This window comes from Pseudomonas guariconensis, assembly GCF_015680235.1.
In the GTDB taxonomy this organism is placed as follows: domain Bacteria; phylum Pseudomonadota; class Gammaproteobacteria; order Pseudomonadales; family Pseudomonadaceae; genus Aquipseudomonas; species Aquipseudomonas guariconensis_A.
In genome coordinates this window covers 97,085-121,293 of record NZ_JADLJL010000010.1, presented here as the reverse complement: position 1 = coordinate 121,293, position 24,209 = coordinate 97,085, and the positions used below count along the sequence as shown (strand labels likewise).

The window sequence follows — 24,209 nt, the reverse complement described above, 5'->3', positions numbered from 1 at the left end:
ACCATGGCCCGTCGTCGCCCTACCGAGGAACACGAGAATCACGAACGCTGGCTGGTGTCGTATGCCGACTTCATCACGTTGTTGTTCGCTTTCTTCGTGGTCATGTACTCGATTTCCTCGATCAACGAGGGCAAGTACAAGGTCATTTCCCAGGCGTTGATCGGCGTGTTCAACGACCCGGAGCGCAGCATGAAGCCGATCCCCATCGGCGACGAACGCCCATTGACCATCAAGCCAGCCGAGCCGTTGGTCAAGGACAGCGAGCAGACCGATGCGGGCCTGGCGCAGAGCAGTGTGGACCCATTGCAAAGCATCGCCGATGACGTGCGCGAGGCGTTCGGCGACCTGATCAAGTCCGACCAGATGACCGTGCGCGGCAACGAACTGTGGGTGGAAATCGAGCTCAACTCGTCGCTGTTGTTCGGCAGTGGCGATGCCATGCCGAGCGACATGGCCTTCAACCTTATCGAAAAGGTGGCCAACATCCTCAAACCGTTCGCCAACCCGGTGCACGTGGAAGGCTTTACCGACAACCTGCCGATTCGCACGGCCCAGTACCCGACCAACTGGGAGCTGTCGTCGGCGCGCGCGGCGAGCATCGTCCGCTTGCTGGCCATGAATGGCGTCAATCCGGCGCGCATGGCTTCGGTGGGCTATGGCGAATACCAGCCGGTGGCGAGCAACGACACGGCCGAAGGGCGTGCACGCAACCGCCGCGTGGTCCTGGTGATTTCCCGTAACCTCGAGGTGCGTCGCAGCCTGACCGGCTCCGGCAGCGCCAATGCCACGCCAGATGCGGCCTTGCGCCGTGCTGGCACACAAAGTGCACCGGCAACGCCTGCAGCGGTGGCAGGGCCATAACTCGTCAATTCTCTGGCACCGTATACCCTGTGGGAGCCGGCTTCCACAAGGTTCAGCATCATTAACGAGTCATGAGTCGTCTTATGAGAGTCTGGGCAGTAGCCAATCAAAAAGGTGGAGTCGGCAAGACCACCACTACCATCGCCTTGGCCGGTTTGCTGGCCGAGGCGGGCAAGCGCGTGGTCGTGGTCGACCTCGACCCCCATGGCTCGATGACCAGCTATTTTGGGCATAACCCCGATGCCCTGGAACACAGCTGCTACGACCTGTTCCTGCACAAGGGCTCAGTGCCCGAGGGGCTGCCCGGGCAACTGCTGCTGCCGACCAGCGACGAGCGTATCTCGTTGCTGCCTTCGAGCACCGCATTGGCGGTGCTCGAGCGCCAGTCGCCGGGACAGAGTGGCCTGGGCCTGGTCATCGCCAAGAGTCTGGCGCAGCTGTGGCAGGACTTCGACTTCGCCCTGATCGACAGCCCGCCGTTGCTCGGAGTGCTGATGGTCAATGCCCTGGCGGCCAGCCAGCAGCTGGTGATCCCGGTGCAGACCGAGTTTCTTGCGGTCAAGGGGCTCGAGCGCATGGTCGGTACCCTGGCCATGGTCAACCGTTCACGGCGCCAGGCCTTGCCCTACCAGATCGTGCCGACCCTGTTCGACCGGCGTACCCAAGCCTCCCTGGGCACCCTCAAGGTGCTGCGCGATAACTATGGCGAACAGGTCTGGCCGGGCTACATCCCGGTCGATACGCGCCTGCGCGATGCCAGCCGGGCGGGTGTCACGCCCTCGCAGTTCGACGGCAAGAGCCGTGGTTTGATCGCCTACCGGGCGCTGCTCAAGCACCTGTTGACCCAACAATCGGCACTGCAGGTGGCCTGATGAATTCCGCACGACAGACCACCACCAAGCCGCAACTGGCCCTGCAGTCCTACCTCGACGGGTTGCTTCAGGAAGCCACGCAGGAACTCGACCCGCCCGCTGTGCCGGCCGAAGCGGCGCCCAGCGATGAATTTGCCGAGGCCGTTCGCCAGGAGCAAGCGCAGGATGCTCAGCGCGAACCTCTGGCTACGATGCGGCCGTTCGCCGAGCCTGAGGCCAAGGTGTTGCCCACTGTGCTGACGGCTGTCGACGTTGCGCCCAAGGCCGAAGTCGTAGGCGAGGCACAAAAACAGGCCGAGCTGATCACGCCAGTGGCCCCCCTGGTCGATGTGCATTTGCCATCGGCCGGCGCGGTGCTGCCGCCCAAGACCGTCGACGGCCGTCCGGCCTGGGCGGCGGAGCCGTTCGAATGCCTGCTGTTCGATGTCGCCGGCCTGACCCTGGCCGTGCCGCTGGTCTGCCTTGGCTCGATCTACAGCCTGGCTGGCCAGGAACTGACACCGTTGTTTGGTCAGCCAGACTGGTTCCTCGGCATCCTCACCTGCCAGGCGGGCAACCTCAAGGTCCTGGACACCGCGCGCTGGGTCATGCCCGACCGCTACCGCGAGGACTTCCGCCAGGGCCTGCAATATGTGATTTCCGTCCAGGGTTACGAATGGGGGCTGGCCGTGCACCAGGTCAGCCGTTCCCTGCGCCTGGACCCGGCCGAGATCAAGTGGCGCAGCCAGCGTGGGCAGCGACCCTGGCTGGCCGGCACGGTGATCGAACACATGTGTGCCTTGCTCGATGTCGCCGAACTGGCCGAGTTGATCGCCAGCGGCGCCGTCAAGCAGATGCACGCCAAACACCAATGACCGAACACACCGCCAAGCGCGGATTTCAAGGGGTAGGGGAATGAAAAAGTCGTCTGCACAAGGTTCCGAAGATCCGATCCTGCAGTGGGTAACGTTCCGTCTGGACAACGAGTCCTACGGCATCAACGTCATGCAGGTGCAGGAAGTTCTGCGCTACACCGAGATCGCGCCGGTACCGGGTGCGCCGAGCTACGTGCTGGGCATCATCAACCTGCGCGGCAATGTGGTCACGGTGATCGACACCCGCCAGCGTTTTGGCCTGATGCCCACCGAAGTCACCGACAACACCCGCATCGTCATCATCGAGGCGGACAAGCAGGTGGTCGGTATCCTGGTCGACAGCGTGGCCGAGGTGGTCTACCTGCGCCAATCGGAAATCGAAACCGCGCCGAATGTCGGTAACGAGGAGTCGGCCAAGTTCATCCAGGGCGTGTGCAACAAGAATGGCGAACTGCTGATCCTGGTCGAGCTGGACAAGATGATGACCGAGGAAGAGTGGTCCGAGCTGGAGAACATCTGAGTTGATCTTCGAGGCTGCTGTCCTTTTCCTGGCATTGCTCTGGGCGCTGAGCCTGTGGTTGTTCCTCAACTACAGCAAGCGCCAACGCGAACTGGCCGCCCAGCAGGCCCAGGGCGATGCGCTGCGTGACCAGCGCATCAAGGACCTGGCCAAGCGCCTGGACGACTACCAGAACGGTACCGTGCGCATGGGCGAGGCGATCCACGAGCTGCGCGCCGTGGTCGCGCCGTTGCCCGACAAGCTCCAGCAACTGGAGCAGCGCGACCCCAACAGCGTGACCTTCACCCAGGCGGCCAAGCTGGTGGGCATGGGCGCCAGCGTCGAGGAACTGACCCGCACCTGCGGCCTGACCCAGGCCGAGGCGGAGCTGATGAGCAAGCTGCATCGCGGCGAGTGAAACGATCCATCGAGCTCTACTGTAGGAGCGGCCTTGCGCCCCATCGCGGCGAAAGGCCGCTCTCATAGAACAACGCATAACTATTTGATTTTTCGGGCTTTGTGGGGGCGGGCTTGTCCCGCGATTGGGCCGGGCCGGATATCACCGTCGCCTGGCAAGGGCTTTGCCCTTGATCGCGGGACAAGTCGGACCGTCGCACCGCCGCTCCCACAGGGGGCGGCGCTAGCCGCTTGTTCTCTGCGCGACAGCGCAGCCCGAAGGGCTGGGTAATCTCCTACAGGTTTCTGTCATATCAATGAGTTTCGCGCTATGAGGGCAGGCGCAGCTGCGTGGGCGTGATGTCGCGCTCGGGAGCCAGCTCGTCATCGAAGCCCGCAGGCACCTTGCCGCGTAATTGCCAGGCAAAGGCGATGATCTCGGCAATGGTCAGGTACAGCGCCTCGGGAATCTGCTCCCCGAGCTCCAGGCGCGCGAGCAGCCGTACCAGCTCGGCGTTCTCGTAGATCGGCACCTCGTGTTCGCGAGCGATGGCGAGGATGGCCTCGGCCAGTTCGTCGTCGCCCTTGGCGCTGAGCGTCGGTGCCTGCTGGCCGTCATAGCTCAGGGCGATGGCCTGGCGCGGTTGCTTGCTACTCATGCGTTTTCATCCACCCAACGTTGTTCCAGGCGTGTGCGTGCCCCTTGCGGTGGCGTGCCGGGGTGGCACTGCAGGTCGCCGACGTCCAGGCCGCGGGCCACCAACCGTTCGCGTAGCTCACCCAACTGACGCTCGATCAATTGTGCGGTCTGGGGCAGCTGCGCCCATAGCTGGCCCGACAGCTGGCCTTGGTTCAGCTGCGCCTGGACCTGCAAGGGGCCGAGCGGTGGCAGGTCGAATGCCAGTTCGATCCGCCACAACGACGCCAGCGGGTCGCGTTGTTCGCGTTGTGGGTCGGCCTGTTGTTCCGGCGTTTCTTCGCGTTGCAGCTTGACCTGCAAGGGCACGAACTCCTGGCCATGGCGGATCGGTATCTCGGTCTGCCAGGTGGTCTGCAGGTTGCCGTTCTCGTTCATGCCGGTTTGCTGCAGGCTGGACAGTTGATGGCTCTGCAGACGCGCGATGGCGGCGGCAGCCAGGCGCAGCAACTGCTGCAGGTCGCCTTCTTCCTCCAGGCTCTTCACCAGCCGCGAGGGCAGGGGAAAGGCGCCAGGTTGAGGCTTGGGCGTGTTGCGTTCGAGCATGCCCAGGGCGCCTCGCGCCATGCCTGGAAACGCCTGCGCCAGGGCGCTGGCCGTGGTGGGGTTGAAGGGTATGCCGGTAGGGAGGGAAGGCGTGGCTTGGGCCACTAGCCGGATCAACTGCGCCTTCAGGTCCGTTGCCACGCCCCCTGTCAGCCCTCCCAGCAGCTTGGCCTCCAGGAAAGCGCCGCTGCTGTGCAGCGCTTGGGCCACAGCCTTGGCATCGCCCAGTTGCCGCGCCTGCGGCAGGCTGGCCAGCAGGCGTTCGGCGCTGGTGCGCAGCTCGCCGTTGCCACTCGGGTCGCGGGCGATCTGCTGCAAGGCATCGAGCAGCCCCGTCAGCGACGCCTGGCGGCTCTGTTGCGCGCCGAGCAATTGACTGACGGCCAGTTGCTCCTGGCGGCCGCCCAGGGGCACGAAGCGCAGCGACTGGTCACCTTGTACCAGGGCGCTGAGCAGGCTGCCGACTGCCAATGGCCTTGGGCTGTCGACGGTCAGGGTGGCGCCGGCCTGGGGGCTGTTGAGCAGGCTGACCAGCGAGCGGAAGCTGGTCGCGTCACCGGGGTTCGTCGGCAGGGCCTGGCTGGTCAGCACCTTGCCTTGCAGCAGGGTGCCCACTGGCACCTTGGCCGTATCGAGGCGGGTGAGGGCTGCGATATTGCTGGCATTGGCCTGTTGCACGAGGATCGCCAGGCGGTTGCCTTCGGTCTGGGTGACGGTGACCTGGCTCCCCTGGGGCAAGGGCTGGCTGGCGCTGGCCTGCAGTTGGGTCTGGTTGCCGTTGGCCAGGGTCAGGCGCAGCAACAGCTGGAAATCCTGGCCGACCTGGCGCAACGACAGCACATCGGCCCGGGCGGTCTCGCCGGGTGCCATCAAGCCTGGCTGGGGTTGTAGCAGACGCAGCAGTTCGCCGGTCATCGCAGCCTTGCCGGCCTGCAGGCCCAGCACGGTTTGTGCGCCGAGACTATTGATTTCAGTCATGATTGTATACAACCTGTCGGACCAGCCCTCTTGGCAGCGGGACGTTGCATGTAATAATGCCCGCCCGTCCGCCATTGCCACTATAACGGCAGTGAATGGGGCGACTTGAGACACAGGGTCCAGGTTCGCTAGCGCCTTTGGCAAGTAGCGAACCTGGGCCCAACCTGTATAAGGCGAAACCGTGACCCTTCACCTACAAGCCACAGGCCTGGCCTGCGAGCGCGACTGGCGATTGCTCTTCGAGCACCTGGAGTTTCAGTTGCGGCCCGGTGACATGCTGCAGATCAGCGGCCCCAACGGTAGCGGCAAGACCAGCCTGCTGCGCCTGTTGGCCGGCCTGATGCAGCCGACGGCCGGGCAAATCCTGCTGGGGGGCCAGCCGCTGGCCGAGCAGCGCCATGCCCTTGCCAGTATCCTGCTGTGGATCGGCCACGCCGCCGGAATCAAGGACCTGCTCACGGCCGAGGAAAACCTTGCCTGGCTATGCGCCCTGCACCAGCCGGCCAGCGCCGAGGCGATCTGGCAGGCGCTGGCGGCGGTAGGATTGCGTGGTTTCGAAGACGTGCCGTGCCACACCTTGTCTGCCGGCCAGCAGCGCCGCGTGGCCTTGGCCCGGTTGTATCTGGAAAGCCCACCGCTGTGGATCCTCGACGAACCCTTCACGGCCCTCGACAAGCAGGGCGTGGCTCAACTCGAGGCACACCTGGCGGCCCACTGCGAGCAAGGCGGCACGGTGGTGTTGACCACCCACCATACCCTCGAGCGCAAGCCGTCCGGCTACCGTGAACTAAACCTGGGGCAATGGGCGGCATGAGCGTATTCATCCTGTTGCTGCGCCGCGAGGCGCGCCTGTTGTGCCGCCGTCCGGCGGAACTGGCCAACCCGCTGGTGTTCTTCGCGATCGTCGTCGCCTTGTTTCCACTGGCGGTCGGCCCTGAGACACAATTGTTGCAAACCTTGTCGCCAGGCTTGGTCTGGGTGGCGGCGTTGTTGGCCGTGCTGTTGTCGCTGGACGGCCTGTTTCGCAGCGACTTCGAGGATGGCTCGCTGGAGCAGTGGGTGCTGTCACCGCACCCGTTGGCACTGCTGGTGCTGGCCAAGGTGCTGGCGCATTGGATCTTTTCCGGGCTGGCGCTGGTATTGTTGGCACCGCTGCTGGCGCTGATGCTGGGCCTGCCCGGCAATTGCCTGCCTGTGCTGTTGGGCTCGCTGCTGCTGGGTACGCCGGTGCTGAGCCTGCTGGGCGCGGTGGGCGCGGCGCTGACCGTCGGTCTCAAGCGCGGCGGCCTGTTGCTGGCGTTGCTGATACTGCCGCTGTATATCCCGGTATTGATCCTGGGCAGTGGCGCCTTGCAAGCGGCATTGCAGAATATGCCCGCCACCGGCCATCTGCTGTGGCTGGCCAGCCTGACGACCTTGGCGGTGACCCTGGCACCTTTTGCGATCGCGGCCGGCCTGAAGATCAGCGTCGGCGAATAACGAGTCCCGGGCTTCCAAGCCCGGCAGATACCCTGGATGTACCCTGATGAAAATGAGCTGGACGTGGTTCCACAAGCTGGGCTCCCCCAAATGGTTCTATGCGATCAGCGGCCGCATGCTGCCGTGGCTGACCGTTGCCGCCACCCTCCTGCTGCTGGTCGGCATCACCTGGGGGCTGGCCTTCGCGCCCCAGGACTATCAGCAGGGCAACAGCTTCCGGATCATCTACATCCATGTGCCGGCCGCCATGCTGGCGCAGTCGTGCTATGTGCTGCTGGCGGTGGCCGGGGTAGTGGGGCTGGTGTGGAAGATGAAACTGGCCGACGTCGCCCTGCAATGCGCCGCCCCCATCGGTGCCTGGATGACCGCGGTGGCCTTGGTGACCGGGGCGATCTGGGGCAAGCCGACCTGGGGTAGCTGGTGGGTCTGGGATGCACGCCTTACGTCCATGCTCATCCTGCTGTTCCTGTACTTCGGCATCATCGCCCTGGGCCAGGCGATCAGCAACCGCGACAGCGCGGCCAAGGCCTGCGCGGTATTGGCCATCGTCGGCGTGGTGAACATCCCGATCATCAAGTATTCGGTGGAGTGGTGGAACACCCTGCACCAAGGCGCCACCTTTACCCTGACCGAAAAACCGGCGATGCCGGCCGAGATGTGGTTGCCGTTGCTGTTGACGGCGCTCGGTTTCTACTGCTTCTTCGGCGCGGTGCTGTTGGTTCGCATGCGTCTCGAGGTGCTCAAGCGCGAAGCCCGCGCCAGCTGGGTCCGGGAGGAAGTATTGAACAGCCTGGGTCGGAGGGCCGCCAGATGAGTTTCGCATCCTTCGGTGATTTCCTCGCCATGGGGCATCATGGCCTGTACGTCTGGTCGGCCTATGGCATCTGCCTGGCGGTGCTGGCGCTCAATGTCGCAGCGCCTTTGCTGGCCCGCCGCCGCTACCTGCAAGAAGAGGCGCGCCGTCTGCGCCGGGAGAACAACCAGTGAATCCGCAGCGCAAGAAACGCCTGTTCCTCATCCTCGGCCTGCTGGTCGGCGTGGCCATCGCCGTCGGCTTCGCCCTGAGCGCCCTGCAGCAGAACATCAACCTGTTCTATACCCCGACCCAGATCGCCAATGGCGAGGCGCCGCTCGATACCCGCATTCGCGCAGGCGGCATGGTCGAGAAGGGGTCGGTGCAGCGCTCGTCCGACTCGCTGGACGTGCGCTTCGTGGTCACCGACTTCAACAAGTCGGTGCCGATCACCTACCGCGGCATTCTTCCTGACCTGTTCCGCGAAGGGCAGGGTATCGTGGCCCTGGGCAAGCTCAATGCCGACGGCGTGGTGGTGGCCGACGAGGTGCTGGCCAAGCACGACGAGAAGTACATGCCGCCTGAGGTCACCAAAGCCTTGAAGGAAAGCGGTCAGGCGGCCACCGGCGCGGAGCCCAAGCCATGAACGCGGCCCTGGTGATCCCCGAGCTCGGGCAATTGTCGATGATCCTGGCGATCTGTTTCGCCGTGGTGCAGGCCAGCGTGCCTTTGCTTGGCGCCTGGCGCGGCGACAGCCTGTGGATGAGCCTGGCACGGCCGGCGGCCTGGGGGCAGTTCGCCTTCCTGGCGTTCGCCTTCGCCTGCCTCACCCATGCCTTCATGACCGACAACTTCTCGGTGGCCTATGTGGCCAGCAACTCCAACAGCGCCTTGCCCTGGTACTACAAGTTCAGTGCCGTGTGGGGCGCGCACGAGGGTTCGCTGCTGCTCTGGGCGTTGATCCTGGGGGGCTGGACCTTCGCCGTGTCGGTGTTCTCGCGCCAGCTGCCGCAGGTGATGCTGGCCCGGGTTCTGGCGGTGATGGGCATGATCAGCGTCGGTTTCCTGTCGTTCCTGATCATCACCTCCAACCCGTTCGAACGCCTGTTGCCCCAAGTGCCGACCGACGGGCGCGACCTGAACCCGCTGCTGCAGGACTTCGGCCTGATCGTCCACCCGCCGATGCTGTACATGGGCTACGTCGGCTTCTCGGTGGCCTTCGCCTTCGCCATCGCCGCGCTGCTGGGCGGGCGTCTGGACGCGGCCTGGGCGCGCTGGTCGCGGCCTTGGACCATCGTCGCCTGGGCCTTCCTCGGTGTCGGCATCACCCTGGGGTCCTGGTGGGCCTACTACGAGCTGGGCTGGGGCGGCTGGTGGTTCTGGGACCCGGTGGAAAACGCTTCCTTCATGCCGTGGCTGGTGGGCACGGCGCTGATCCACTCGCTGGCGGTCACCGAGAAGCGTGGGGTGTTCAAGAGCTGGACGGTGCTGCTGGCCATCGCCGCCTTCTCCCTGAGCCTGCTGGGGACCTTCCTGGTCCGTTCCGGGGTGTTGACCTCGGTGCATGCCTTCGCGTCCGATCCGTCCCGTGGCGTATTCATCCTGATCTTCCTACTGTTCGTGGTCGGCGGCTCGCTGACCTTGTTCGCCCTGCGTGCACCGGTGGTCAAGAGCCAGGTCGGCTTTGCCCTGTGGTCGCGCGAGACATTGCTGCTGGCCAACAACCTGGTGCTGGTGGTGGCGGCGTCGATGATCCTGCTCGGTACCCTCTACCCGCTGGTACTCGATGCCCTGACCGGGGCCAAGCTGTCGGTCGGCCCGCCTTACTTCGATGCGCTGTTCCTGCCGTTGATGGCGCTGCTGATGGTGGTACTGGGGGTCGGTGTGGTGGTGCGCTGGAAGGACACTCCGGGCAAATGGCTGTTGGGCATGCTGACTCCGGTGCTGGTGGGCAGCGCGGTCCTGGCGCCGGTCGCGGGCCTGCTGGTCGACGACTTCGACTGGCCTGCCCTGAGCGCGTTCGCCCTGGCCGCCTGGGTGGTGCTGGCAGGCGTGCGCGACATCTTCGACAAGACCCGTCACAAGGGCCTGACCAAGGGCCTGCGTGGCTTGTCGCGCAGCTACTGGGGGATGCACCTGGCGCACCTGGGCCTGGCGGTGTGCGCCCTGGGCGTGGTGCTGTCGAGCAATAACAGCGCCGAGCGTGACCTGCGCATGGCACCGGGTGAAACCGTGGAACTGGCGGGATATCACTTCCTGTTCGAGGGCGCCCAGCACTTCGAGGGGCCGAACTTCATCTCCGACAAGGGCACCGTGCGCATCAGCCGCGACGGTCGCGAAGTGACCGTGTTGCACCCTGAGAAGCGCCTGTATACGGTGCAGCAGGCGATGATGACCGAGGCCGGTATCGACGCCGGCTTCACCCGCGATCTGTATGTCGCCCTCGGCGAGCCTTTGGACAACGGTGCCTGGGCGGTACGGGTGCATATCAAACCTTATGTCCGCTGGATCTGGCTGGGCGGTCTGCTGACCGCGTTGGGCGGGTTCCTGGCGGCGTTCGACCGACGCTACCGCGTCAAGGTCAAGGCCCGGGTGCGTGATGTCCTGGGCATGTCTGGAGCAACTGCATGAAGCGTTGGATCATGGTGTTGCCATTGGCGGTGTTCCTGCTGATGGCGGTCTTCCTCTACAAAGGCCTGTTCCTCAAGCCCGACGAACTGCCCTCGGCGATGATCGGCAAGCCGTTCCCGGCCTTCTCGCTGGCCTCGGTCCAAGGCGATCGTACGCTTACCCCCGCCGACCTGCAGGGGCGCCCGGCACTGGTCAATGTCTGGGCCACCTGGTGCCCTTCGTGCAAGGTCGAACACCCTTACCTCAACCAGCTCGCCGAGCAGGGCGTGGTCATTCATGGGGTCAACTACAAGGACGACAACGCCGCGGCGTTGAAATGGCTGGCCGACTTCCACAACCCGTACCAGCTGAACATTCGTGACGAGCAGGGCAGCCTGGGGCTGGACTTGGGCGTGTACGGGGCGCCGGAAACCTTCCTGGTCGATGCCAAAGGCATCATCCGCTACAAACATGTGGGTGTGGTCGATGCCACGGTGTGGCGCGAGCAGCTGGCGCCGCTGTATCAGAGCCTGGTCGAGGAGGCCAAGCCATGAGGCGTTGGCTGGCGGCGGCGATGCTGATCCTGGGCGTGGCCGGTGCGGCCCGGGCCGCCATCGATACCTACCAGTTCCGCGATGATGCCGAGCGCGAGCGTTATCAGCAACTGACCAAGGAGCTGCGCTGCCCCAAGTGCCAGAACCAGGACATCGCCGACTCCAATGCACCCATTGCAGCTGACTTGCGGCGGGAGATCTTCCGCATGCTCGGCGAAGGCAAGAGCAACGAGCAGATCGTCGATTTCATGGTCGATCGCTATGGCGACTTCGTGCGCTACAAGCCGGCGCTCACCGGGCGCACCTGGCTGCTCTGGTTCGGCCCAGGCATCCTCCTGGCCTCCGGCTTCGTGGTGCTGGCGGTGATCGTGCGCCGTCGCCGCGGGCCGGTGGCGGCCACCCCGGAGCAATTGTCGCCTGAAGAACGCGAGCGTCTCGCCAAACTGCTGGATAAAGAACAGACCCATGACTGAATTCTGGCTTAGCGCGGGCCTGCTGTTGCTCGCCGCCCTGGCTTTCCTGCTGATCCCTATCCTGCGCGGTCGCCGCCGCCAGCAACAGGAAGAAGACCGTACTGCCCTCAATGTCGCCTTGTATCAGGAGCGGGTCGCCGAACTGGCAACCCAGCAGGAAGCCGGTGTGCTCGATGCCGAGCAACTGGCCAAGGGCCGCGACGAGGCCGCCCGTGAATTGCTGGCCGATACCGAGGGCGCCGAGGCGCCGCGCCAGGGCCATCTGGGCAAGGCGCTGCCGCTGCTGGCTGCGGTCTTGGTGCCGGCGGTGGGCCTTGGGCTGTACCTGCATTTCGGCGCTGCCGACAAGGTCGAGCTGACCCGCGAGTTCGCCCAGGCGCCGCAGTCGATGGAAGAAATGACCACGCGCCTGGAGCGTGCCGTGCAGGCACAGCCCGACTCGGCAGAGGGCCTGTATTTCCTTGGCCGCGCCTATATGGCCGAGCAACGCCCAGCCGACGCGGCCCGCACCTTCGAGCGCGCCGTCGCCTTGGCCGGACGCCAGCCCGAGCTGCTTGGCCAATGGGCCCAGGCCTTGTATTTCGCAGCGAACAAGCAGTTCAGCGAGCAGGTACAGGCGTTGACCGACGAAGCGCTCAAGGCTGACCCCAAGGAGGTCACCAGCCTGGGCCTGCGCGGCATCGCCGCGTTCGAGGGCGAGCGCTACCAGGAGGCGATCGACTACTGGCAACGCCTGCTGGCGCAATTGCCTGAAGGTGACGCTTCGCGCGCCGCCCTGCAGGGCGGTATCGACCGCGCCGCAGAACGGTTGCAGGCGGCGGGCGGCAAACCTGCGGCAGTGTCCGAGGCTGCTCGTCTGAAAGTGCGGGTGACACTGGCCGACAAGCTCAAGGACAAGGTCAAGCCCGGTGACACGGTGTTCATCTTCGCCCGTGCCAGCAATGGCCCACCCATGCCTGTTGCGGCCAAGCGCGTGACGGTGGCCCAGTTGCCGCTGGAAGTGGAGCTTTCCGACGCCGATGCGATGACGCCGCAGATGAAACTGTCGGACTTCAGTGAGGTCCAATTGGTTGCCCGTGTGTCCCGTGGCGGCCAGCCGACCCGGGGCGAATGGATCGGCCAGAGCGCGCCGCTGTCCACCCATACCGAGGCAGCCCAGCACCTGACCATCGACAGCCCAGATCAATAAGAGAGTATTTGCATGAACAGCGCCGTCCGTCTGACCCTGATCACCCTGGCACTGGGTCTTTCCGCCTGTACGGTGCAGCAACCAAGCGATGAGCCGTGGCCGCCGGTCGAAACCGTGCCGCCGCGCCAGGGGCCGGTGATCAAGCCGGCGCCGAGCGGGCAGCCGAGCACCCGGCCGAGCAAACCTGCCAGCGCGCCCAAGGCCATGCCGCGCACCTCCGCCAGCTTCGCCCCGCCACCGGGCGGTGCCAGCCACTGGGACCCGCGCATGGGCGTCTATGTGCTGGAAAACAAGCCCAACACCTTCTATCGCCAGCGCACCTACTACCGCTGGAACAACGGCTGGAGCTGGTCGCTGAGCCCCGAGGGCCCTTGGCAGGAAACCGACAGCAGCGGCGTTCCGGGCGGCCTGGGTCGGGCGTTCGCTCAGTAAGCATCACTCACCGGTACAGTACAGTTACGGGCTGATATTTCCATTGACTGTATGGGCTAGTCACCACGCATAATCCCTTCTCGCAGACGAGCCGGAGGGCGCATGAGCAAGACCGTTCTGGTGCTGGTGGAAACCGTCGATGACTACTTGCCGCTGCTCGAGCAGGCCGGTTTTCAGCTGATCCGCGCACCGTCGCCGCACTTGCGCGCCGAGGCCATCGCGCACTTCGGCGCCCAGGTCGATGCGGTACTGACCCGCGGCCCGCTGGGCCTGACGGCCGCCGAGATCGAAGCCTTGCCAGCGCTCAAGATCATCTGCGTGATCGGCGCCGGCTATGAACAGGTCGACCTGGCTGCCGCCTCGGCCCGCGGCATTACCGTGACCAATGGTGCCGGCGCCAACGCCGCAGCGGTCGCCGACCATGCCCTGGCGCTTCTCCTGGCGTTGCTGCGCGATGTGCCACGGGCCGATGCCAGCACACGCCGAGGGGAATGGAATCGGGTCATCAGCCCTTCGGTGAGCGGCAAGCGCCTGGGGATCCTTGGCCTAGGGGCGGTCGGTCGGGCGATCGCCAAGCGGGCGAGCCTGGGCTTCGACATGAGCATCAGCTACCACAGCCGCACGCCGCGCCACGATGTGCCCTACACCTGGCACGACAGCGTGCCGCGCCTGGCCGAGGCCGTGGACATCCTGGTGGTGGCGACCCCCGGCGGCCATGCCACCCGTCATCTGGTCGATGCCCAGGTACTCCAGGCCCTGGGGCCGGACGGTTACCTGGTCAACATCGCCCGGGCCAGCGTGGTCGATACTCAGGCGCTGGTCGATGCACTGAGCCGAGGCGCGATCGCAGGCGCTGCGCTGGATGTCTTCGATGACGAGCCTGCTGTGCCCGATGCGCTCAAGGTCCTTGGCAATACCGTGCTCACGCCCCACGTGGCCGGCCAATCACCGGAGGCGGCACGGGATACGGTGAACCTGGTGCTGCTTAACCTGCAGGCATTCTTTGCCGGTGAGCCGGTGCTGACGCCTGTCCGCTGCTGACCCCTTCCCCTGAACCTGCCTGGCATGATGCTGGGCCTAGGAGCCTTTGCATGCAATTCGAGATCTTCCAGGTCGATGCGTTTTCCGCCACGCCGTTCGGCGGCAACCCGGCGGCAGTGGTGCCATTGGAGCTATGGCTGCCGGATGAAACGCTGCAGCGTGTCGCCGAGGAGAACAATCTGTCCGAAACGGCGTATTTCGTCCGCAACGGCGAGGCGTTCGACCTGCGCTGGTTCACGCCGAGCGTGGAGGTGGATTTGTGCGGGCATGCGACGTTGGCGGCGGCCTGGGTGTTGTTCGAGCAGTTGGGTGAGCAGGCCGAGGTGCTGCGGTTCAATACGCGCAGCGGGGAGTTGCGGGTCAGCCGTGGCGATGATGGGTTGCTGGCGATGGACTTCCCGGCCAAGCAGCCGGTGGCAGTCGATGTGCCCGCGGGGTTGCTCGAGGCGCTGGGACTGGGCAGTGCTCGGGCGGTTTATCGTACCGATGATTACGTGGTGGTGATCGACGATGCGGCCTTGCTGGAGCCTTTGGCGCCTGACTTCGTGGCATTGGGGGCGTTCGAGGTGCGTGGCATCGCGGTGACGGCGCCTGGGCGAGGGTTCGATTTCGTGACGCGGTGGTTTGGACCGCGGGTAGGGGTCAACGAAGATCCTGTGACGGGATCGGCGCATACGTCACTGGCGCCATACTGGGCTGAGCGGTTGGGCAAGCAGAGCCTGGTGTGCGAGCAGGGTGGGCGTCGCAAGGGGCAGTTGAGGTGCGAGGTGCCTGGGAATGGGCGGGTGATCATCAGTGGGCGAGGGGCGTTGTACCTGCGTGGAGTGATCTCTATCTGATCGGTGGGGCGGTCAAGCTACAAGTGGTGCCTCGGCTGGCGTTGTTTGTTCGTGGGATAGGTGGTGAGCTTTCGTCCCAATCGCGGGACAAGTCGGACCGCCGCACCGCCGCTCCCACAGCGGGAGCGCAAGCTCAACAATCGCGCGATCTCCCGGCTTGCCCCGCGATCAGGCCAGAACAGCTAACCAATCCATATGATTGTTCGCCACCGCCACCGCCACCGCCACCGCCACTTTCGCTTTTGCCTTTGCTTTTCCTACGCAACAGCCCAGGCGCCGCCAATCGCGACGTCAGGAGGCCGAGCGTAGGCATTGCGCAGGTGGGTGCCAGGCATGGATGCCTGGCAAGCGGCGCAGGGCCATGGATGGCCCTTCGCCGCGCCCCGCCGGGAGCAATGCCGGAGCGAGGGAACCCCGGTGCGCAGCGCCGGGGCCGGATGCAGGAGCCAGCGGTTTTTGCCTACTTTTGCCCAAGAGCAAAAGTAGGTCGCCGTAAAGGCGAAAAGCGCCAGTGGCGCCACCGCCAAAAACGAATACCCACACGATCTAAAAGTCCAAGCCCAAGCCCAACAGGAAATCCCCAACCTATACTTCCAAACCCAACTCCCAAGGAGCTCCCCTCATGCCCCTGGAAAAACAAGGCACCTGCCTCTGCGGCCAAACCCACCTGAAAGTCACCGTCGACAACACCCACATCAGCGCCTGCCACTGCAGCATGTGCCGCAAATGGACCGGCGGCCCCCTTCTGGTCGTCCACTGCAGCCAACCCCCCCAGATCGAAGGCACGCCCCCTACCGTATATGACTCCTCCGATTGGGCCCAACGCGGCTTCTGCGGCCAGTGCGGCACGCACCTGTACTACCGCCTCAAGGCCAATGATTTCTATGCCATCCCGGTGGGCCTGCTGGACGGCGACGAAACCTGGGACTTCGACCTGCAGATCTTCGTCGAACAGAAACCCGCCTGGTACTGCTTCGCCAACCAGACCAAGGAGCTGACCGGCCAGGAAGCCTTCGAGCAACTGGGCTAGGTGCGCGCCATGAACTCCGATACCAGACAGATCAGCCCGGCTATCCAGGCAGTTTGTGATCGATGGAATGCTCTGGTCGATGCGTCAGTACGAGGCACCTCGCAGCCTTGCCAAAGCGGTTCATTCCTGAGAAAACGGCGGGCACGAAATCCGTTTCAGGAATAACAGGCATGAGCAGCGAACTGCAAATCATCGATCTCGAGGAAGGCGACGGCAAGGCCGTGGTCAAAGGCGCCCTGATCACCACCCAATACACCGGCTGGCTGGCCGACGGCCGCGAGTTCGACTCGTCTTGGTCGCGGGGCAAGCCGTTCCAGTGCGTGATCGGCACCGGTCGCGTGATCAAGGGGTGGGACCAAGGCCTCATGGGAATGCGCGTCGGCGGCAAGCGCAAGCTGCTGGTGCCGGCGCACTTGGGCTATGGCGAGCGCAGCGTCGGTTCGATCCCGCCCCATTCGGACCTGACATTCGAGATCGAGCTGCTGGAGGTGCTTACGCGGGATGATTGAGTCGTTCATATCCTGCGATTGCTTCGGAAAGGGACCTTTAAGCTTTCAGACCAGGGCCGGTTGAGCCGAGGGACGTCTCGGCTTTGCCATGACCTCCCGGGGAACCGGGACATCATTCAGCAACATGCAGCCTTTAACGTGGCCTTTGTCGATGGAACGACACATGCACGCATGGAGGAACCAAACGGGTTGAGGGGGCTCTGACCCTCACACGTGGCCACGGATGGCATTCACTACAAGGACTTCCTGTCGTCATTGCGCGGGGCTATGTGGCGGTCAACCCGAATTTATTTGCCACAAGAGTCTGCTTTGATGAAGTTGCCAGCTTTCCTCCGACGCCACCGCCACCTGTTGCTGAGCCTGGCACTTGCCGGCACAGCTTTGCCACTGGTACTGGATGCCGTAGAAACACGTGCGCAACCGGTCGATGGCACCCAGACCTTGGTATTCCTGCGTCACGCCGAAAAGCCGGGCGAAGGGCTCGGGCAACTGAACTGCCAAGGCCTGAACCGGGCCCTGGACTTGGCCACCTTGCTGCCGGAGCGTTTCGGCAAAGCCGACTACGTGTTCGCCGCCAACCCGTCTCGACAGGTCGAGGAGGGCAGCGGCGACCAGCGCTACAGCTATATCCGGCCCTTGATGACGATTACCCCGAGCGCCATTCGCCTGGGGTTGCCGGTGAACATCGATTACGCCGCCAATGACACCGACGACCTCGCTGACGAACTGCTGCAAGACAAGTACCGCAATGCAACCGTCTATACCGCCTGGTCCCACGGTTATCTTCCAGATCTGATAAACGCTGTCGCCGGCAAGGCCCTGGGCGAGGAGCGCGTTATCACCGAAGACTGGAGTGGCGACGACTTCGACACCCTCTACGTGCTGACGCTGACCTGGCGCGATGGCAAGGCTCATCTGCTCAGCCGCAATGTGCGGCAGGGGCTCGACCATGGGGCGCATAGCTGCCCGACCTGAGCCAGTTGGCCGGGCAGCGCGAGGGTCACCGTCCGAACATCATCGGCCAGCCCACCACTTTCTTCGCCCGAGGCGTAGCGTAGGTCCGCACCTTGGAGGTACTCAGGCCCATGCGCACCAGCGATTCAGCAATGGTCACCGCCGCACTGACGCCATCGACCACCGGCACGCCGGTGCGCTGACGGATCTGCTCGTCGAGCCCGGCCATGCCGCCACACCCGAGGCAGATCACCTCGGCCTTGTCCTCCCGCACGGCCCGTTCGGCCTGCTCGACGATCGCTTCCACCGTGCGCTGCGGGTCGGCTTCGAGGTCGAGCACGGCCAGGCCGCTGGCGCGCACCGAGGCGCAGCGATCGAACAGGCCCGAAAGCTTCAGGCGGTCTTCGATCAGCGGCACGGTGCGGTCCAGGGTGGTCACCACCGAGTAGGCGTGCCCCAGGTACATGGCAGTGCTGGCGGCGGCATCGGTGATATCCACCACCGGTACATCCAGCAGCTCCTGCAAGCCCTCGCGGCCATGCTCGCCGTAGCCGGCCTGGATCACGGCATCGAATGGTTCGTCATAGGCCAGCACGCGGTCCATCACGGCGATGGCGGCCAGGTAGCTCTCGAAGTTGCCTTCCACCGACTCGGCGCCGAACCAAGGGGTCAGGCCGACGATCTCGGTACCCGGCGAGGCGACGCTGCGAGCCTGTTCGGCGATGGCGTCGGTGATGGCGCTGGTAGTGTTGACGTTGGCGATCAGGATGCGCATGGAAGATCTCCCTATCAATGGCTGCTATGGTCGACGGCGATGGCTTCGCCGCTGACGTCGAGGTATTGGCGATTGCGCGGTGCGAGCAGCAGGTACAAGGCTGCGGCGGTGCCGGCGCCGATCAGCCAGGAGAAGGGTGCGACGCTGTGGAAGTTGGGCACCAAGGCCAGGACGATGGCCAGCAGTGCAGTGGGCAGGAAGGCGGCGACCGCGCGCAGATTGATGCCTCGGGTGTAGAAGTAGGCGCCGGCCGGGTTCTCGCTGTACAACTGCGGTACGTTGACCTGGCCTTTGCGCAGCAGCCAGTAGTCGGCCATGATCACGCCGTACAGCGGGCCAAGCAGGGCCCCCAGGCCGGACAGGAAGTACACGATCACCAGCGGGCTGTTGTACAGGTTCCACGGCAGGATCAGCACCGCCAGGGTAGCGCTGATCAGCCCCGCGCGGCGGAAGTTCAGGTGGCGTGGCGCCAGGTTGCTCAGCACGAAGGCCGGGGCGACGAAGTTGGCCATGATGTTCACCGCCACCGTGACGATCAGGAAGGCCAGGCAGCCCAGCACCAGGAACGGTGTGCTGGGGATGTTGGCGACGATCTGGGTCGGGCTGTCGATCACCTGGCCGTTGATCTGGAACTGCGCACCGCACAGCACTGCGGTAATGGTGGCGAACACCAGGATGTTCACCGGCAGGCCCCAGAAGTTGCCCACGCGGATGGTCTTGCGGCAAGGTGAGGAGCGGGCGAAGTCACAGAAGTTCAGCACCAGGGTGCCGTAGATCGCCAGCCACAGGGCGCCGCCGGCGAAAATGTTGCGCCACATCTCATAGCCGGTCAGCGGCTCGGCCACCGACCAGGCGATGCGTGCATCGGCCTGGAAGTACATCCAGCCCGCCAGGCTTGCCACCGTCAGCAGGATCACCGGGCCGGCGAAGGCTTCGTAGCGGCGCACCATCTCCATGCCGTAAGCCAGGATCACCAACTGCACCAGCCAGATCGCCACGAAGCACACCCAGCCCAGGCTCGACAGGCCGAGGATGCTGTCATGGTCATAGGCGGCCAGCTGCGGCCAGATGGCCGTCAGCAATACCCGCAGTACCACCGAGGCCAGGTAGGTCTGGATGCCGAACCAGGCGATGGCGATGACCGCGCGGATCAGGGCGGGAATCTGTGCGCCATGGATGCCGAACGCGATGCGACTGATCACTGGGAAGGGTACGCCGGTCTTCTGCCCCATGTAGCCGGACAGGTTCATGAAGAAGTACACCAGTGCGGCGCCGATGGCCAACGACAGCAGGATCTGCCAGCCACCCAGGCCGAGCGCGAACAGCCCCATGGCGAATGAATAGTTGGCGATGTTGTGCACGTCGTTGGTCCACAGCGCGAAGATGCTGTAGCGCCCCCAGCGCCGGCCTTCGATGCGGGTCGGGGCCAGGTCGCGGTTGTGCAGGCGTGGGCTGAGTTCGAGGTCCGGTAGATCACCGCTGAGCGGAGTGGAAGTGGGGTTGGTGCTGGCAACGGATAGTTCAGGGGCAAGGTTGAGGCTGGTACTCATTCCGGCAGGCTCCTGATGCGTATGGACTGCGATGATCGGGCATGCGCACGGGCTCGCCATCTCGTCGGTGCAGCGTTGGCATCACTGGGTTCTGGGCGCAACGGCCTGCAGGGCAGGCGCTACGGGTTCTTGTGTATTTATGTTTTGCTCAACTTGTATACAAAACACGAAGACACAAAAGCGAGTTTCATGCCAGGCAAAAAGCAACTTTCAGAGTGACGCTTTTTCGAATCTATCTCGTTGAAAGATAAGTGAATGAAATTGAGGAATTATAAGTTGACCAAATGAACAGTTTTTATTTTTGAAGTGGTCTGTTAGTTGATCGATTGGTCAGTTTTCAGATAAGAATGGGTGTAACGTGTTGGGGCGTTACCGGACAAAAGTGCACACAAAAATGGCACTTAAGGTGACATTCATGTGTACAAAAATTGATCGTTAAGTATCCGAACTTTTATTCCATAGGCGGCAGCCGACGTTTGACCGGTGTCTTCTTGATGATCGCCGTATTGGTTTCGGCCAGCACGTTGATGCGGTCGAGCAGTGTGTCCAGTTGCTCCATGGAGCGCACGTGCAGACGTGCGATGAAGCAGTCCTCGCCGGTGACCTTGTCGCATTCGGTGAATTCGGGAATGGCGATGATCTGCCGTTCGACTTCCTGCAACTGTCCTGGCAACGGTCGGATACGCACGATGGCCTGGAGTTGGTAACCGAAGCTACGAGGGTCGACATCCACCGTGTAGCCGCGCAGCACGCCGCGTTCTTCCAGGCGACGCAGGCGCTCGCTGACACTGGGCGCTGACAGGCCGCTGACCTGGGCCAGTGCCTTGAGCGAACGGCGCGAGTCTTCCATCAAGGCGTTGATCAGTAGTTGGTCTATCGCGTCTGTCATATTGTTCTCGTTAGGTAATTCTTTAGGATTGCCTTGATAGTAAAGGTGAGAATGCGCGTTCGCCTTGCTTTTCCGCTGGATGGTCGACCCTTGCCCCGCACATACTGTTGCCCTGTTCGACAGGAGGTGTGAGATGGACAATTCGTTGCGTCGCGGCTCGCTGGAGATGACGGCCGCCATGCTGATCTCCGGCACCATCGGCTGGTTCGTGCTGGTGTCCGGGCAGCCGGTACCGCAGGTGGTGTTCTGGCGTTGTGTGTTCGGTGCCGGCACCTTGCTGCTGATCTGCGCAGCCATGGGGTTGCTCAAGCCCGGTGTACTGACCCGTACGACCTTCCTGTTGGCGGTGGCCAGCGGGGTGGCCATCGTCGGTAACTGGGTGTTGCTGTTCGCCTCCTATGCCAAGGCCTCGATCGCGATCGGCACGGCGGTGTACAACGTTCAGCCGTTCATGCTGGTGGGGCTGGCGGCGTTGTTCCTGGGCGAGAAGGTCACGCTGGCGAAGATGACCTGGCTGAGCCTGGCGTTCCTCGGCATGCTGGCCATCGTCAGCGCCCATGGCAACGGCCAGGGAGGGGCGGGTGATTATCTGCAAGGCATCGGTCTGGCGTTGGGCGCAGCGTTCCTCTACGCGGTGGCGGCGTTGATCATCAAGCGCCTGAGCGGTACGCCACCGCACCTGATCGCCTTGGTCCAGGTGATTACCGGTGTTTTGCTGCTGGCGCCTTGGGTCGGGGTACGCGGGCTACCTGCAGAGGCGCCGGCACTGGCTAGCCTGGTGACCTTGGGTATCGTCCATACCGGGCTGATGTACGTGCTGCTGTACAGCGCCATCCAGCGTCTACCCACGGCGTTGACCGGTGCGCTGTCGTTCATCTACCCGATCGCGGCGATCCTGGTCGATTGGGTGGCGTTCGACCACCGCTTGGCACCGCTGCAGTGGCTGGGTGTGGCGGCGATCCTGCTGGCGGCGGCAGGCATGCAGCAGGGGTGGTGGTTCCGTTCGGGTAGGGGGGCGGTGAAGGGGTATTGAGCGTGGTTTGCCTGGCGGGCCCTATCGCGGGACAAGCCCGCTCCCACAGGGGGGCGGCGCTAGCCGCTTGTTCTTTGCGCGACAGCGCAGCCCGAAGGGCTGGGTAATCTCCCACAAGGATGCGCCGCTCTTGCGGGCAGCGGTGAACCTGTGGGAGCGGGCTTGTCCCGCGATGGGGTACGTAGCAGCCTCTGACAGTGCTTATAGGCTGGCATTAGGTAGAATGCGTTCTTTTTTGCTTGCGACCCCACCATGACCTCGCCGATCCACACCCTCGAGCAACACCTGCTCGCCGCCCTTGACCCCGCCCCGCAGGAAACCCGCCGCCTGTTCCACGGCCGCGGCCGCTGCTGGCCGGGCCTGGAGCAGATCACGGTCGACTGGCTGCAAGGCGTGCTGCTGGTAGCGCTGTTCCGCGAGCCGCCCGAAGGCCAGCTGGCCGAGCTGGAAGCCATGTTGCGCCGCCTCGCCGAACGTCCGCAGTGGGCCGGGCAAGCCATCCTTATCCAGCACCGTTACCTGCCGGACAGCCCCGGCCAGTGGTTGCTGGGCGAGCCGTGCCGGCAACGCGAAGTGATCGAAGATGGCCTGACCTACCTGCTGGACCTGGGCGTGCGGCAGAACAACGGACTGTTCCTCGACATGCGCTACGGCCGCCGTTGGGTGCGCGAGCAGGCTGCGGGCAAGCGGGTGCTCAACCTGTTCGCCTATACCTGTGGTTTCTCAGTGGCGGCCATTGCCGGCGGGGCGCAGCAAGTGGTCAACCTGGACATGGCCAAGGCGGCATTGTCCCGTGGGCGCGACAATCATAAGCTCAATGGCCACGATGCCTCCCGGGTCGCCTACCTGGGGCATGAGCTGTTCAAGTCCTGGGGCAAGGTGCGCAAGTACGGGCCTTATGACTTGATCATCATCGACCCGCCGACCTTCCAGAAGGGCAGCTTCGTGCTGACCCAGGACTACGCGAAGATCCTGCGACGCTTGCCGGAACTGTTGACGGGGCAGGGGACGGTGCTGGCGTGTGTCAATGACCCAGGTATCGGGCCGGACTTCCTGATCGAGGGCATGGCCGAACATGCACCGGGGCTGGCATTCGTCGAGCGGTTGGAGAATCCGCCGGAATTTCCGGATGCGGATCCGGCTGGGGGCTTGAAGGCGTTGGTGTTTCGTCAGCGAGCCTGAGTAAGCGTCGATCGCGGGACAAGCCCGCTCCCACAGCGATCGTATCCAGCCTGGCCAGTGGGAACGGGCTTGTGTCGCGAACGGTTACTGGTTGGTATAGATCTGGTCGAACACGCCACCGTCGTTGAAGTGGGTCTTCTGCACGGTACGCCAGTCACCGAAGGTCTTCTCCACCGACAGGAAATCCACCTTCGGGAAGCGGTCGGTGTACTTGGCCAATACGGTCGCATCACGCGGGCGCAGGTAGTTCTGCGCGGCCAGTTCCTGGGCCGCCGGCGACCACAGGTACTTGAGGTATTCCTCGGCCACGGCGCGGGATTTCTTGCGCTCGATTACCTTGTCGACCACGGTCACCGGTGGCTCGGCCTCGGCCGACACGCTCGGGTAGACCACTTCGAACTGGTCGCGACCGAATTCGCGGGCGATCATTTCCGCCTCGTTCTCGAACGTCACCAGCACATCGCCGATCTGGTTGGTCATGAAGGTCGTGGTCGCGGCGCGGCCGCCGGTGTCCAGCACCGGTGCCTGCTTGAACAGCTTGCCGACGAAATCGCGTGCCTTGGCTTCGTCGCCGCCTTGCTTGAGCACATAGCCCCAGGCCGAGAGGTAGGTGTAGCGGCCGTTACCCGAAGTCTTGGGGTTGGGTACGATCACCTGCACGCCTTCCTTGAGCAGGTCGGGCCAGTCTTTCAGGGCCTTGGGGTTGCCCTTGCGCACGATGAACACAGTGGCGGAGGTGAACGGTGCGCTGTTGTTCGGCAGGCGCGAAACCCAGTTGTCCGGCACCAGCTTGCCGTTGTCGGCCAAGGCGTTGATGTCGGTGGCCATGTTCATGGTGATGACGTCCGCCGGCAGGCCGTCGATCACGGCACGTGCCTGTTTGCTCGAACCGCCGAAGGACATCTGCACGTTGACCTTCTCGTTGTGCTCGGCTTCCCAGTGCTTCTGGAATGCCGGGTTGTAGTCCTTGTAGAAGTCGCGCATTACGTCGTAGGAAACGTTGAGCAGGGTCGGTGCAGCCTGGGCCAAATTGCCCAAGGCCATGCCTGCGACGAGCAGCGAGGCGGTAAAGAGCTTTTTCACGTTGCTTCCTTGTTCTTGAGAGGTTGTAGGCAGTTTGCCAGCGACTATAGCGGGTGGCCTGGCAGCGGTTAAAGAACAAAAAACACTTTGG

Annotated in this window: 28 protein-coding genes; 22 read left to right on the top strand and 6 right to left on the bottom strand. The window is 64.0% G+C overall.

Going from position 1 to position 24,209, the window contains the following annotated elements; all coding sequences use genetic code 11:
• Nucleotides 1–3 precede the first annotated feature (3 nt).
• The 5 genes from motD to IRZ56_RS10040 all read left to right on the top strand — a co-directional run bounded on the left by motD (nt 4) and on the right by IRZ56_RS10040 (nt 3,504).
• Nucleotides 4–861 (top strand): flagellar motor protein MotD, encoded by an 858-nt coding sequence (gene motD / locus IRZ56_RS10060; RefSeq protein WP_196144812.1) that lies wholly within the window; start codon nt 4–6, stop codon nt 859–861.
• 83 nt (nt 862–944) lie between these two features.
• Nucleotides 945–1,733 carry a ParA family protein gene (locus tag IRZ56_RS10055; protein WP_084858211.1) on the top strand — a complete coding sequence of 263 codons (789 nt, stop codon included), beginning with the start codon at nt 945–947 and terminating at the stop codon, nt 1,731–1,733.
• Nucleotides 1,733–2,587 carry a CheW domain-containing protein gene (locus IRZ56_RS10050; protein WP_196144811.1) on the top strand — a complete coding sequence of 285 codons (855 nt, stop codon included), beginning with the start codon at nt 1,733–1,735 and terminating at the stop codon, nt 2,585–2,587. Before IRZ56_RS10055 ends, IRZ56_RS10050 begins: the two co-directional genes overlap by 1 nt.
• Before the next feature lie 40 nt (nt 2,588–2,627).
• Nucleotides 2,628–3,107 (top strand): chemotaxis protein CheW, encoded by a 480-nt coding sequence (locus IRZ56_RS10045; RefSeq protein ID WP_003254393.1) that lies wholly within the window; start codon nt 2,628–2,630, stop codon nt 3,105–3,107.
• 1 nt (nt 3,108) lies between these two features.
• On the top strand, nt 3,109–3,504 hold the full coding sequence (locus tag IRZ56_RS10040) for a DUF2802 domain-containing protein (RefSeq protein ID WP_196144810.1): 396 nt from the start codon (nt 3,109–3,111) through the stop codon (nt 3,502–3,504).
• A 307-nt stretch (nt 3,505–3,811) separates the two neighbouring features.
• On the opposite strand, the gene IRZ56_RS10035 is transcribed toward IRZ56_RS10040, so the two are convergent.
• Nucleotides 3,812–4,141 carry an EscU/YscU/HrcU family type III secretion system export apparatus switch protein gene (locus tag IRZ56_RS10035; RefSeq protein WP_196144809.1) on the bottom strand — a complete coding sequence of 110 codons (330 nt, stop codon included), beginning with the start codon at nt 4,139–4,141 and terminating at the stop codon, nt 3,812–3,814.
• Entirely contained in the window at nt 4,138–5,703 is a 1,566-nt protein-coding gene (locus IRZ56_RS10030; protein ID WP_196144808.1) for a flagellar hook-length control protein FliK, read from the bottom strand. The genes IRZ56_RS10035 and IRZ56_RS10030 overlap by 4 nt, the downstream gene beginning before the upstream one ends.
• A 181-nt stretch (nt 5,704–5,884) precedes the next feature.
• Here IRZ56_RS10030 and ccmA point away from each other — a divergent pair, with 181 nt between their 5' ends.
• The 15 genes from ccmA to IRZ56_RS09955 all read left to right on the top strand — a co-directional run bounded on the left by ccmA (nt 5,885) and on the right by IRZ56_RS09955 (nt 17,627).
• The gene (gene ccmA / locus IRZ56_RS10025; protein WP_196144807.1) at nt 5,885–6,517 is read left to right on the top strand and encodes a cytochrome c biogenesis heme-transporting ATPase CcmA; all 633 of its coding nucleotides are present in this window, start codon (nt 5,885–5,887) and stop codon (nt 6,515–6,517) included.
• Entirely contained in the window at nt 6,505–7,182 is a 678-nt protein-coding gene (gene ccmB / locus IRZ56_RS10020) for a heme exporter protein CcmB (RefSeq protein WP_419183256.1), read from the top strand. The genes ccmA and ccmB overlap by 13 nt, the downstream gene beginning before the upstream one ends.
• Before the next feature lie 46 nt (nt 7,183–7,228).
• Nucleotides 7,229–7,996 carry a heme ABC transporter permease gene (locus tag IRZ56_RS10015; protein WP_196144805.1) on the top strand — a complete coding sequence of 256 codons (768 nt, stop codon included), beginning with the start codon at nt 7,229–7,231 and terminating at the stop codon, nt 7,994–7,996.
• Nucleotides 7,993–8,169 carry a heme exporter protein CcmD gene (gene ccmD, locus IRZ56_RS10010; protein WP_084858204.1) on the top strand — a complete coding sequence of 59 codons (177 nt, stop codon included), beginning with the start codon at nt 7,993–7,995 and terminating at the stop codon, nt 8,167–8,169. The genes IRZ56_RS10015 and ccmD overlap by 4 nt, the downstream gene beginning before the upstream one ends.
• The gene (gene ccmE, locus IRZ56_RS10005) at nt 8,166–8,621 is read left to right on the top strand and encodes a cytochrome c maturation protein CcmE (RefSeq protein WP_070577143.1); all 456 of its coding nucleotides are present in this window, start codon (nt 8,166–8,168) and stop codon (nt 8,619–8,621) included. The genes ccmD and ccmE overlap by 4 nt, the downstream gene beginning before the upstream one ends.
• An 11-nt stretch (nt 8,622–8,632) precedes the next feature.
• Entirely contained in the window at nt 8,633–10,606 is a 1,974-nt protein-coding gene (locus IRZ56_RS10000; RefSeq protein WP_196144828.1) for a heme lyase CcmF/NrfE family subunit, read from the top strand.
• On the top strand, nt 10,603–11,139 hold the full coding sequence (locus IRZ56_RS09995; RefSeq protein WP_196144804.1) for a DsbE family thiol:disulfide interchange protein: 537 nt from the start codon (nt 10,603–10,605) through the stop codon (nt 11,137–11,139). The genes IRZ56_RS10000 and IRZ56_RS09995 overlap by 4 nt, the downstream gene beginning before the upstream one ends.
• Nucleotides 11,136–11,612, top strand: a complete 477-nt coding sequence (locus IRZ56_RS09990) for a cytochrome c-type biogenesis protein (RefSeq protein WP_196144803.1) — start codon at nt 11,136–11,138, stop codon at nt 11,610–11,612. Before IRZ56_RS09995 ends, IRZ56_RS09990 begins: the two co-directional genes overlap by 4 nt.
• A complete protein-coding gene (gene ccmI, locus IRZ56_RS09985) occupies nt 11,605–12,801 on the top strand; it encodes a c-type cytochrome biogenesis protein CcmI (RefSeq protein WP_196144802.1) in 1,197 nt (398 codons plus the stop codon). Before IRZ56_RS09990 ends, ccmI begins: the two co-directional genes overlap by 8 nt.
• A gap of 12 nt (nt 12,802–12,813) precedes the next feature.
• Complete coding sequence (locus IRZ56_RS09980) at nt 12,814–13,233, top strand: hypothetical protein (protein ID WP_196144801.1); 420 nt, start codon at nt 12,814–12,816, stop codon at nt 13,231–13,233.
• A gap of 102 nt (nt 13,234–13,335) precedes the next feature.
• Nucleotides 13,336–14,274: a 2-hydroxyacid dehydrogenase gene (locus IRZ56_RS09975; protein ID WP_196144800.1), complete on the top strand. Its 939-nt coding sequence runs from the start codon at nt 13,336–13,338 to the stop codon at nt 14,272–14,274.
• A gap of 50 nt (nt 14,275–14,324) precedes the next feature.
• A complete protein-coding gene (locus IRZ56_RS09970; RefSeq protein ID WP_196144799.1) occupies nt 14,325–15,113 on the top strand; it encodes a PhzF family phenazine biosynthesis protein in 789 nt (262 codons plus the stop codon).
• 622 nt (nt 15,114–15,735) lie between these two features.
• On the top strand, nt 15,736–16,143 hold the full coding sequence (locus IRZ56_RS09965; RefSeq protein ID WP_084854598.1) for a GFA family protein: 408 nt from the start codon (nt 15,736–15,738) through the stop codon (nt 16,141–16,143).
• Nucleotides 16,144–16,313: 170 nt separating this feature from the next.
• A complete protein-coding gene (locus tag IRZ56_RS09960; protein WP_196144798.1) occupies nt 16,314–16,652 on the top strand; it encodes an FKBP-type peptidyl-prolyl cis-trans isomerase in 339 nt (112 codons plus the stop codon).
• A gap of 312 nt (nt 16,653–16,964) precedes the next feature.
• Nucleotides 16,965–17,627: a histidine phosphatase family protein gene (locus IRZ56_RS09955; RefSeq protein WP_196144797.1), complete on the top strand. Its 663-nt coding sequence runs from the start codon at nt 16,965–16,967 to the stop codon at nt 17,625–17,627.
• A 25-nt stretch (nt 17,628–17,652) separates the two neighbouring features.
• Here IRZ56_RS09955 and IRZ56_RS09950 read toward each other — a convergent pair whose 3' ends face one another.
• The 3 genes from IRZ56_RS09950 to IRZ56_RS09940 all read right to left on the bottom strand — a co-directional run bounded on the left by IRZ56_RS09950 (nt 17,653) and on the right by IRZ56_RS09940 (nt 20,820).
• Complete coding sequence (locus tag IRZ56_RS09950; RefSeq protein ID WP_196144796.1) at nt 17,653–18,381, bottom strand: aspartate/glutamate racemase family protein; 729 nt, start codon at nt 18,379–18,381, stop codon at nt 17,653–17,655.
• 14 nt (nt 18,382–18,395) lie between these two features.
• A complete protein-coding gene (locus tag IRZ56_RS09945; protein WP_196144795.1) occupies nt 18,396–19,931 on the bottom strand; it encodes an NCS1 family nucleobase:cation symporter-1 in 1,536 nt (511 codons plus the stop codon).
• Nucleotides 19,932–20,382: 451 nt separating this feature from the next.
• On the bottom strand, nt 20,383–20,820 hold the full coding sequence (locus tag IRZ56_RS09940; RefSeq protein ID WP_084854606.1) for an Lrp/AsnC family transcriptional regulator: 438 nt from the start codon (nt 20,818–20,820) through the stop codon (nt 20,383–20,385).
• Between the two features lie 133 nt (nt 20,821–20,953).
• Between IRZ56_RS09940 and IRZ56_RS09935 the strand changes: the two genes are divergently transcribed.
• Both IRZ56_RS09935 and IRZ56_RS09930 read left to right on the top strand, forming a co-directional pair.
• Nucleotides 20,954–21,853, top strand: coding sequence for a DMT family transporter (locus tag IRZ56_RS09935; protein WP_196144794.1), 900 nt, complete (start codon nt 20,954–20,956; stop codon nt 21,851–21,853).
• Nucleotides 21,854–22,105: 252 nt separating this feature from the next.
• Nucleotides 22,106–23,035 (top strand): class I SAM-dependent methyltransferase, encoded by a 930-nt coding sequence (locus IRZ56_RS09930; protein ID WP_196144793.1) that lies wholly within the window; start codon nt 22,106–22,108, stop codon nt 23,033–23,035.
• Nucleotides 23,036–23,119: 84 nt separating this feature from the next.
• Here IRZ56_RS09930 and IRZ56_RS09925 read toward each other — a convergent pair whose 3' ends face one another.
• Nucleotides 23,120–24,118, bottom strand: coding sequence for a sulfate ABC transporter substrate-binding protein (locus tag IRZ56_RS09925; protein ID WP_196144792.1), 999 nt, complete (start codon nt 24,116–24,118; stop codon nt 23,120–23,122).
• Nucleotides 24,119–24,209 lie beyond the last annotated feature (91 nt).

What these genes read in the sequence shown, in the direction of transcription:
- IRZ56_RS09965 (WP_084854598.1), top strand. Translation starts at nt 15,736, where the DNA reads ATGCCCCTGGAAAAACAAGGCACCTGCCTCTGCGGCCAAACCCACCTG.
- IRZ56_RS10015 (WP_196144805.1), top strand. Translation starts at nt 7,229, where the DNA reads ATGAAAATGAGCTGGACGTGGTTCCACAAGCTGGGCTCCCCCAAATGG.
- IRZ56_RS09955 (WP_196144797.1), top strand. Translation starts at nt 16,965, where the DNA reads ATGAAGTTGCCAGCTTTCCTCCGACGCCACCGCCACCTGTTGCTGAGC.
- IRZ56_RS10055 (WP_084858211.1), top strand. Translation starts at nt 945, where the DNA reads ATGAGAGTCTGGGCAGTAGCCAATCAAAAAGGTGGAGTCGGCAAGACC.
- IRZ56_RS10035 (WP_196144809.1), bottom strand. Translation starts at nt 4,141, where the DNA reads ATGAGTAGCAAGCAACCGCGCCAGGCCATCGCCCTGAGCTATGACGGC.
- IRZ56_RS09935 (WP_196144794.1), top strand. Translation starts at nt 20,954, where the DNA reads ATGGACAATTCGTTGCGTCGCGGCTCGCTGGAGATGACGGCCGCCATG.
- IRZ56_RS09945 (WP_196144795.1), bottom strand. Translation starts at nt 19,931, where the DNA reads ATGAGTACCAGCCTCAACCTTGCCCCTGAACTATCCGTTGCCAGCACC.
- IRZ56_RS09970 (WP_196144799.1), top strand. Translation starts at nt 14,325, where the DNA reads ATGCAATTCGAGATCTTCCAGGTCGATGCGTTTTCCGCCACGCCGTTC.
- IRZ56_RS09940 (WP_084854606.1), bottom strand. Translation starts at nt 20,820, where the DNA reads ATGACAGACGCGATAGACCAACTACTGATCAACGCCTTGATGGAAGAC.
- ccmD (WP_084858204.1), top strand. Translation starts at nt 7,993, where the DNA reads ATGAGTTTCGCATCCTTCGGTGATTTCCTCGCCATGGGGCATCATGGC.
- IRZ56_RS09975 (WP_196144800.1), top strand. Translation starts at nt 13,336, where the DNA reads ATGAGCAAGACCGTTCTGGTGCTGGTGGAAACCGTCGATGACTACTTG.
- IRZ56_RS09960 (WP_196144798.1), top strand. Translation starts at nt 16,314, where the DNA reads ATGAGCAGCGAACTGCAAATCATCGATCTCGAGGAAGGCGACGGCAAG.
- motD (WP_196144812.1), top strand. Translation starts at nt 4, where the DNA reads ATGGCCCGTCGTCGCCCTACCGAGGAACACGAGAATCACGAACGCTGG.
- IRZ56_RS09980 (WP_196144801.1), top strand. Translation starts at nt 12,814, where the DNA reads ATGAACAGCGCCGTCCGTCTGACCCTGATCACCCTGGCACTGGGTCTT.
- IRZ56_RS09930 (WP_196144793.1), top strand. Translation starts at nt 22,106, where the DNA reads ATGACCTCGCCGATCCACACCCTCGAGCAACACCTGCTCGCCGCCCTT.
- IRZ56_RS09990 (WP_196144803.1), top strand. Translation starts at nt 11,136, where the DNA reads ATGAGGCGTTGGCTGGCGGCGGCGATGCTGATCCTGGGCGTGGCCGGT.
- ccmI (WP_196144802.1), top strand. Translation starts at nt 11,605, where the DNA reads ATGACTGAATTCTGGCTTAGCGCGGGCCTGCTGTTGCTCGCCGCCCTG.
- IRZ56_RS10045 (WP_003254393.1), top strand. Translation starts at nt 2,628, where the DNA reads ATGAAAAAGTCGTCTGCACAAGGTTCCGAAGATCCGATCCTGCAGTGG.
- IRZ56_RS10030 (WP_196144808.1), bottom strand. Translation starts at nt 5,703, where the DNA reads ATGACTGAAATCAATAGTCTCGGCGCACAAACCGTGCTGGGCCTGCAG.
- IRZ56_RS09995 (WP_196144804.1), top strand. Translation starts at nt 10,603, where the DNA reads ATGAAGCGTTGGATCATGGTGTTGCCATTGGCGGTGTTCCTGCTGATG.
- IRZ56_RS10050 (WP_196144811.1), top strand. Translation starts at nt 1,733, where the DNA reads ATGAATTCCGCACGACAGACCACCACCAAGCCGCAACTGGCCCTGCAG.
- IRZ56_RS09950 (WP_196144796.1), bottom strand. Translation starts at nt 18,381, where the DNA reads ATGCGCATCCTGATCGCCAACGTCAACACTACCAGCGCCATCACCGAC.
- ccmB (WP_419183256.1), top strand. Translation starts at nt 6,505, where the DNA reads ATGGGCGGCATGAGCGTATTCATCCTGTTGCTGCGCCGCGAGGCGCGC.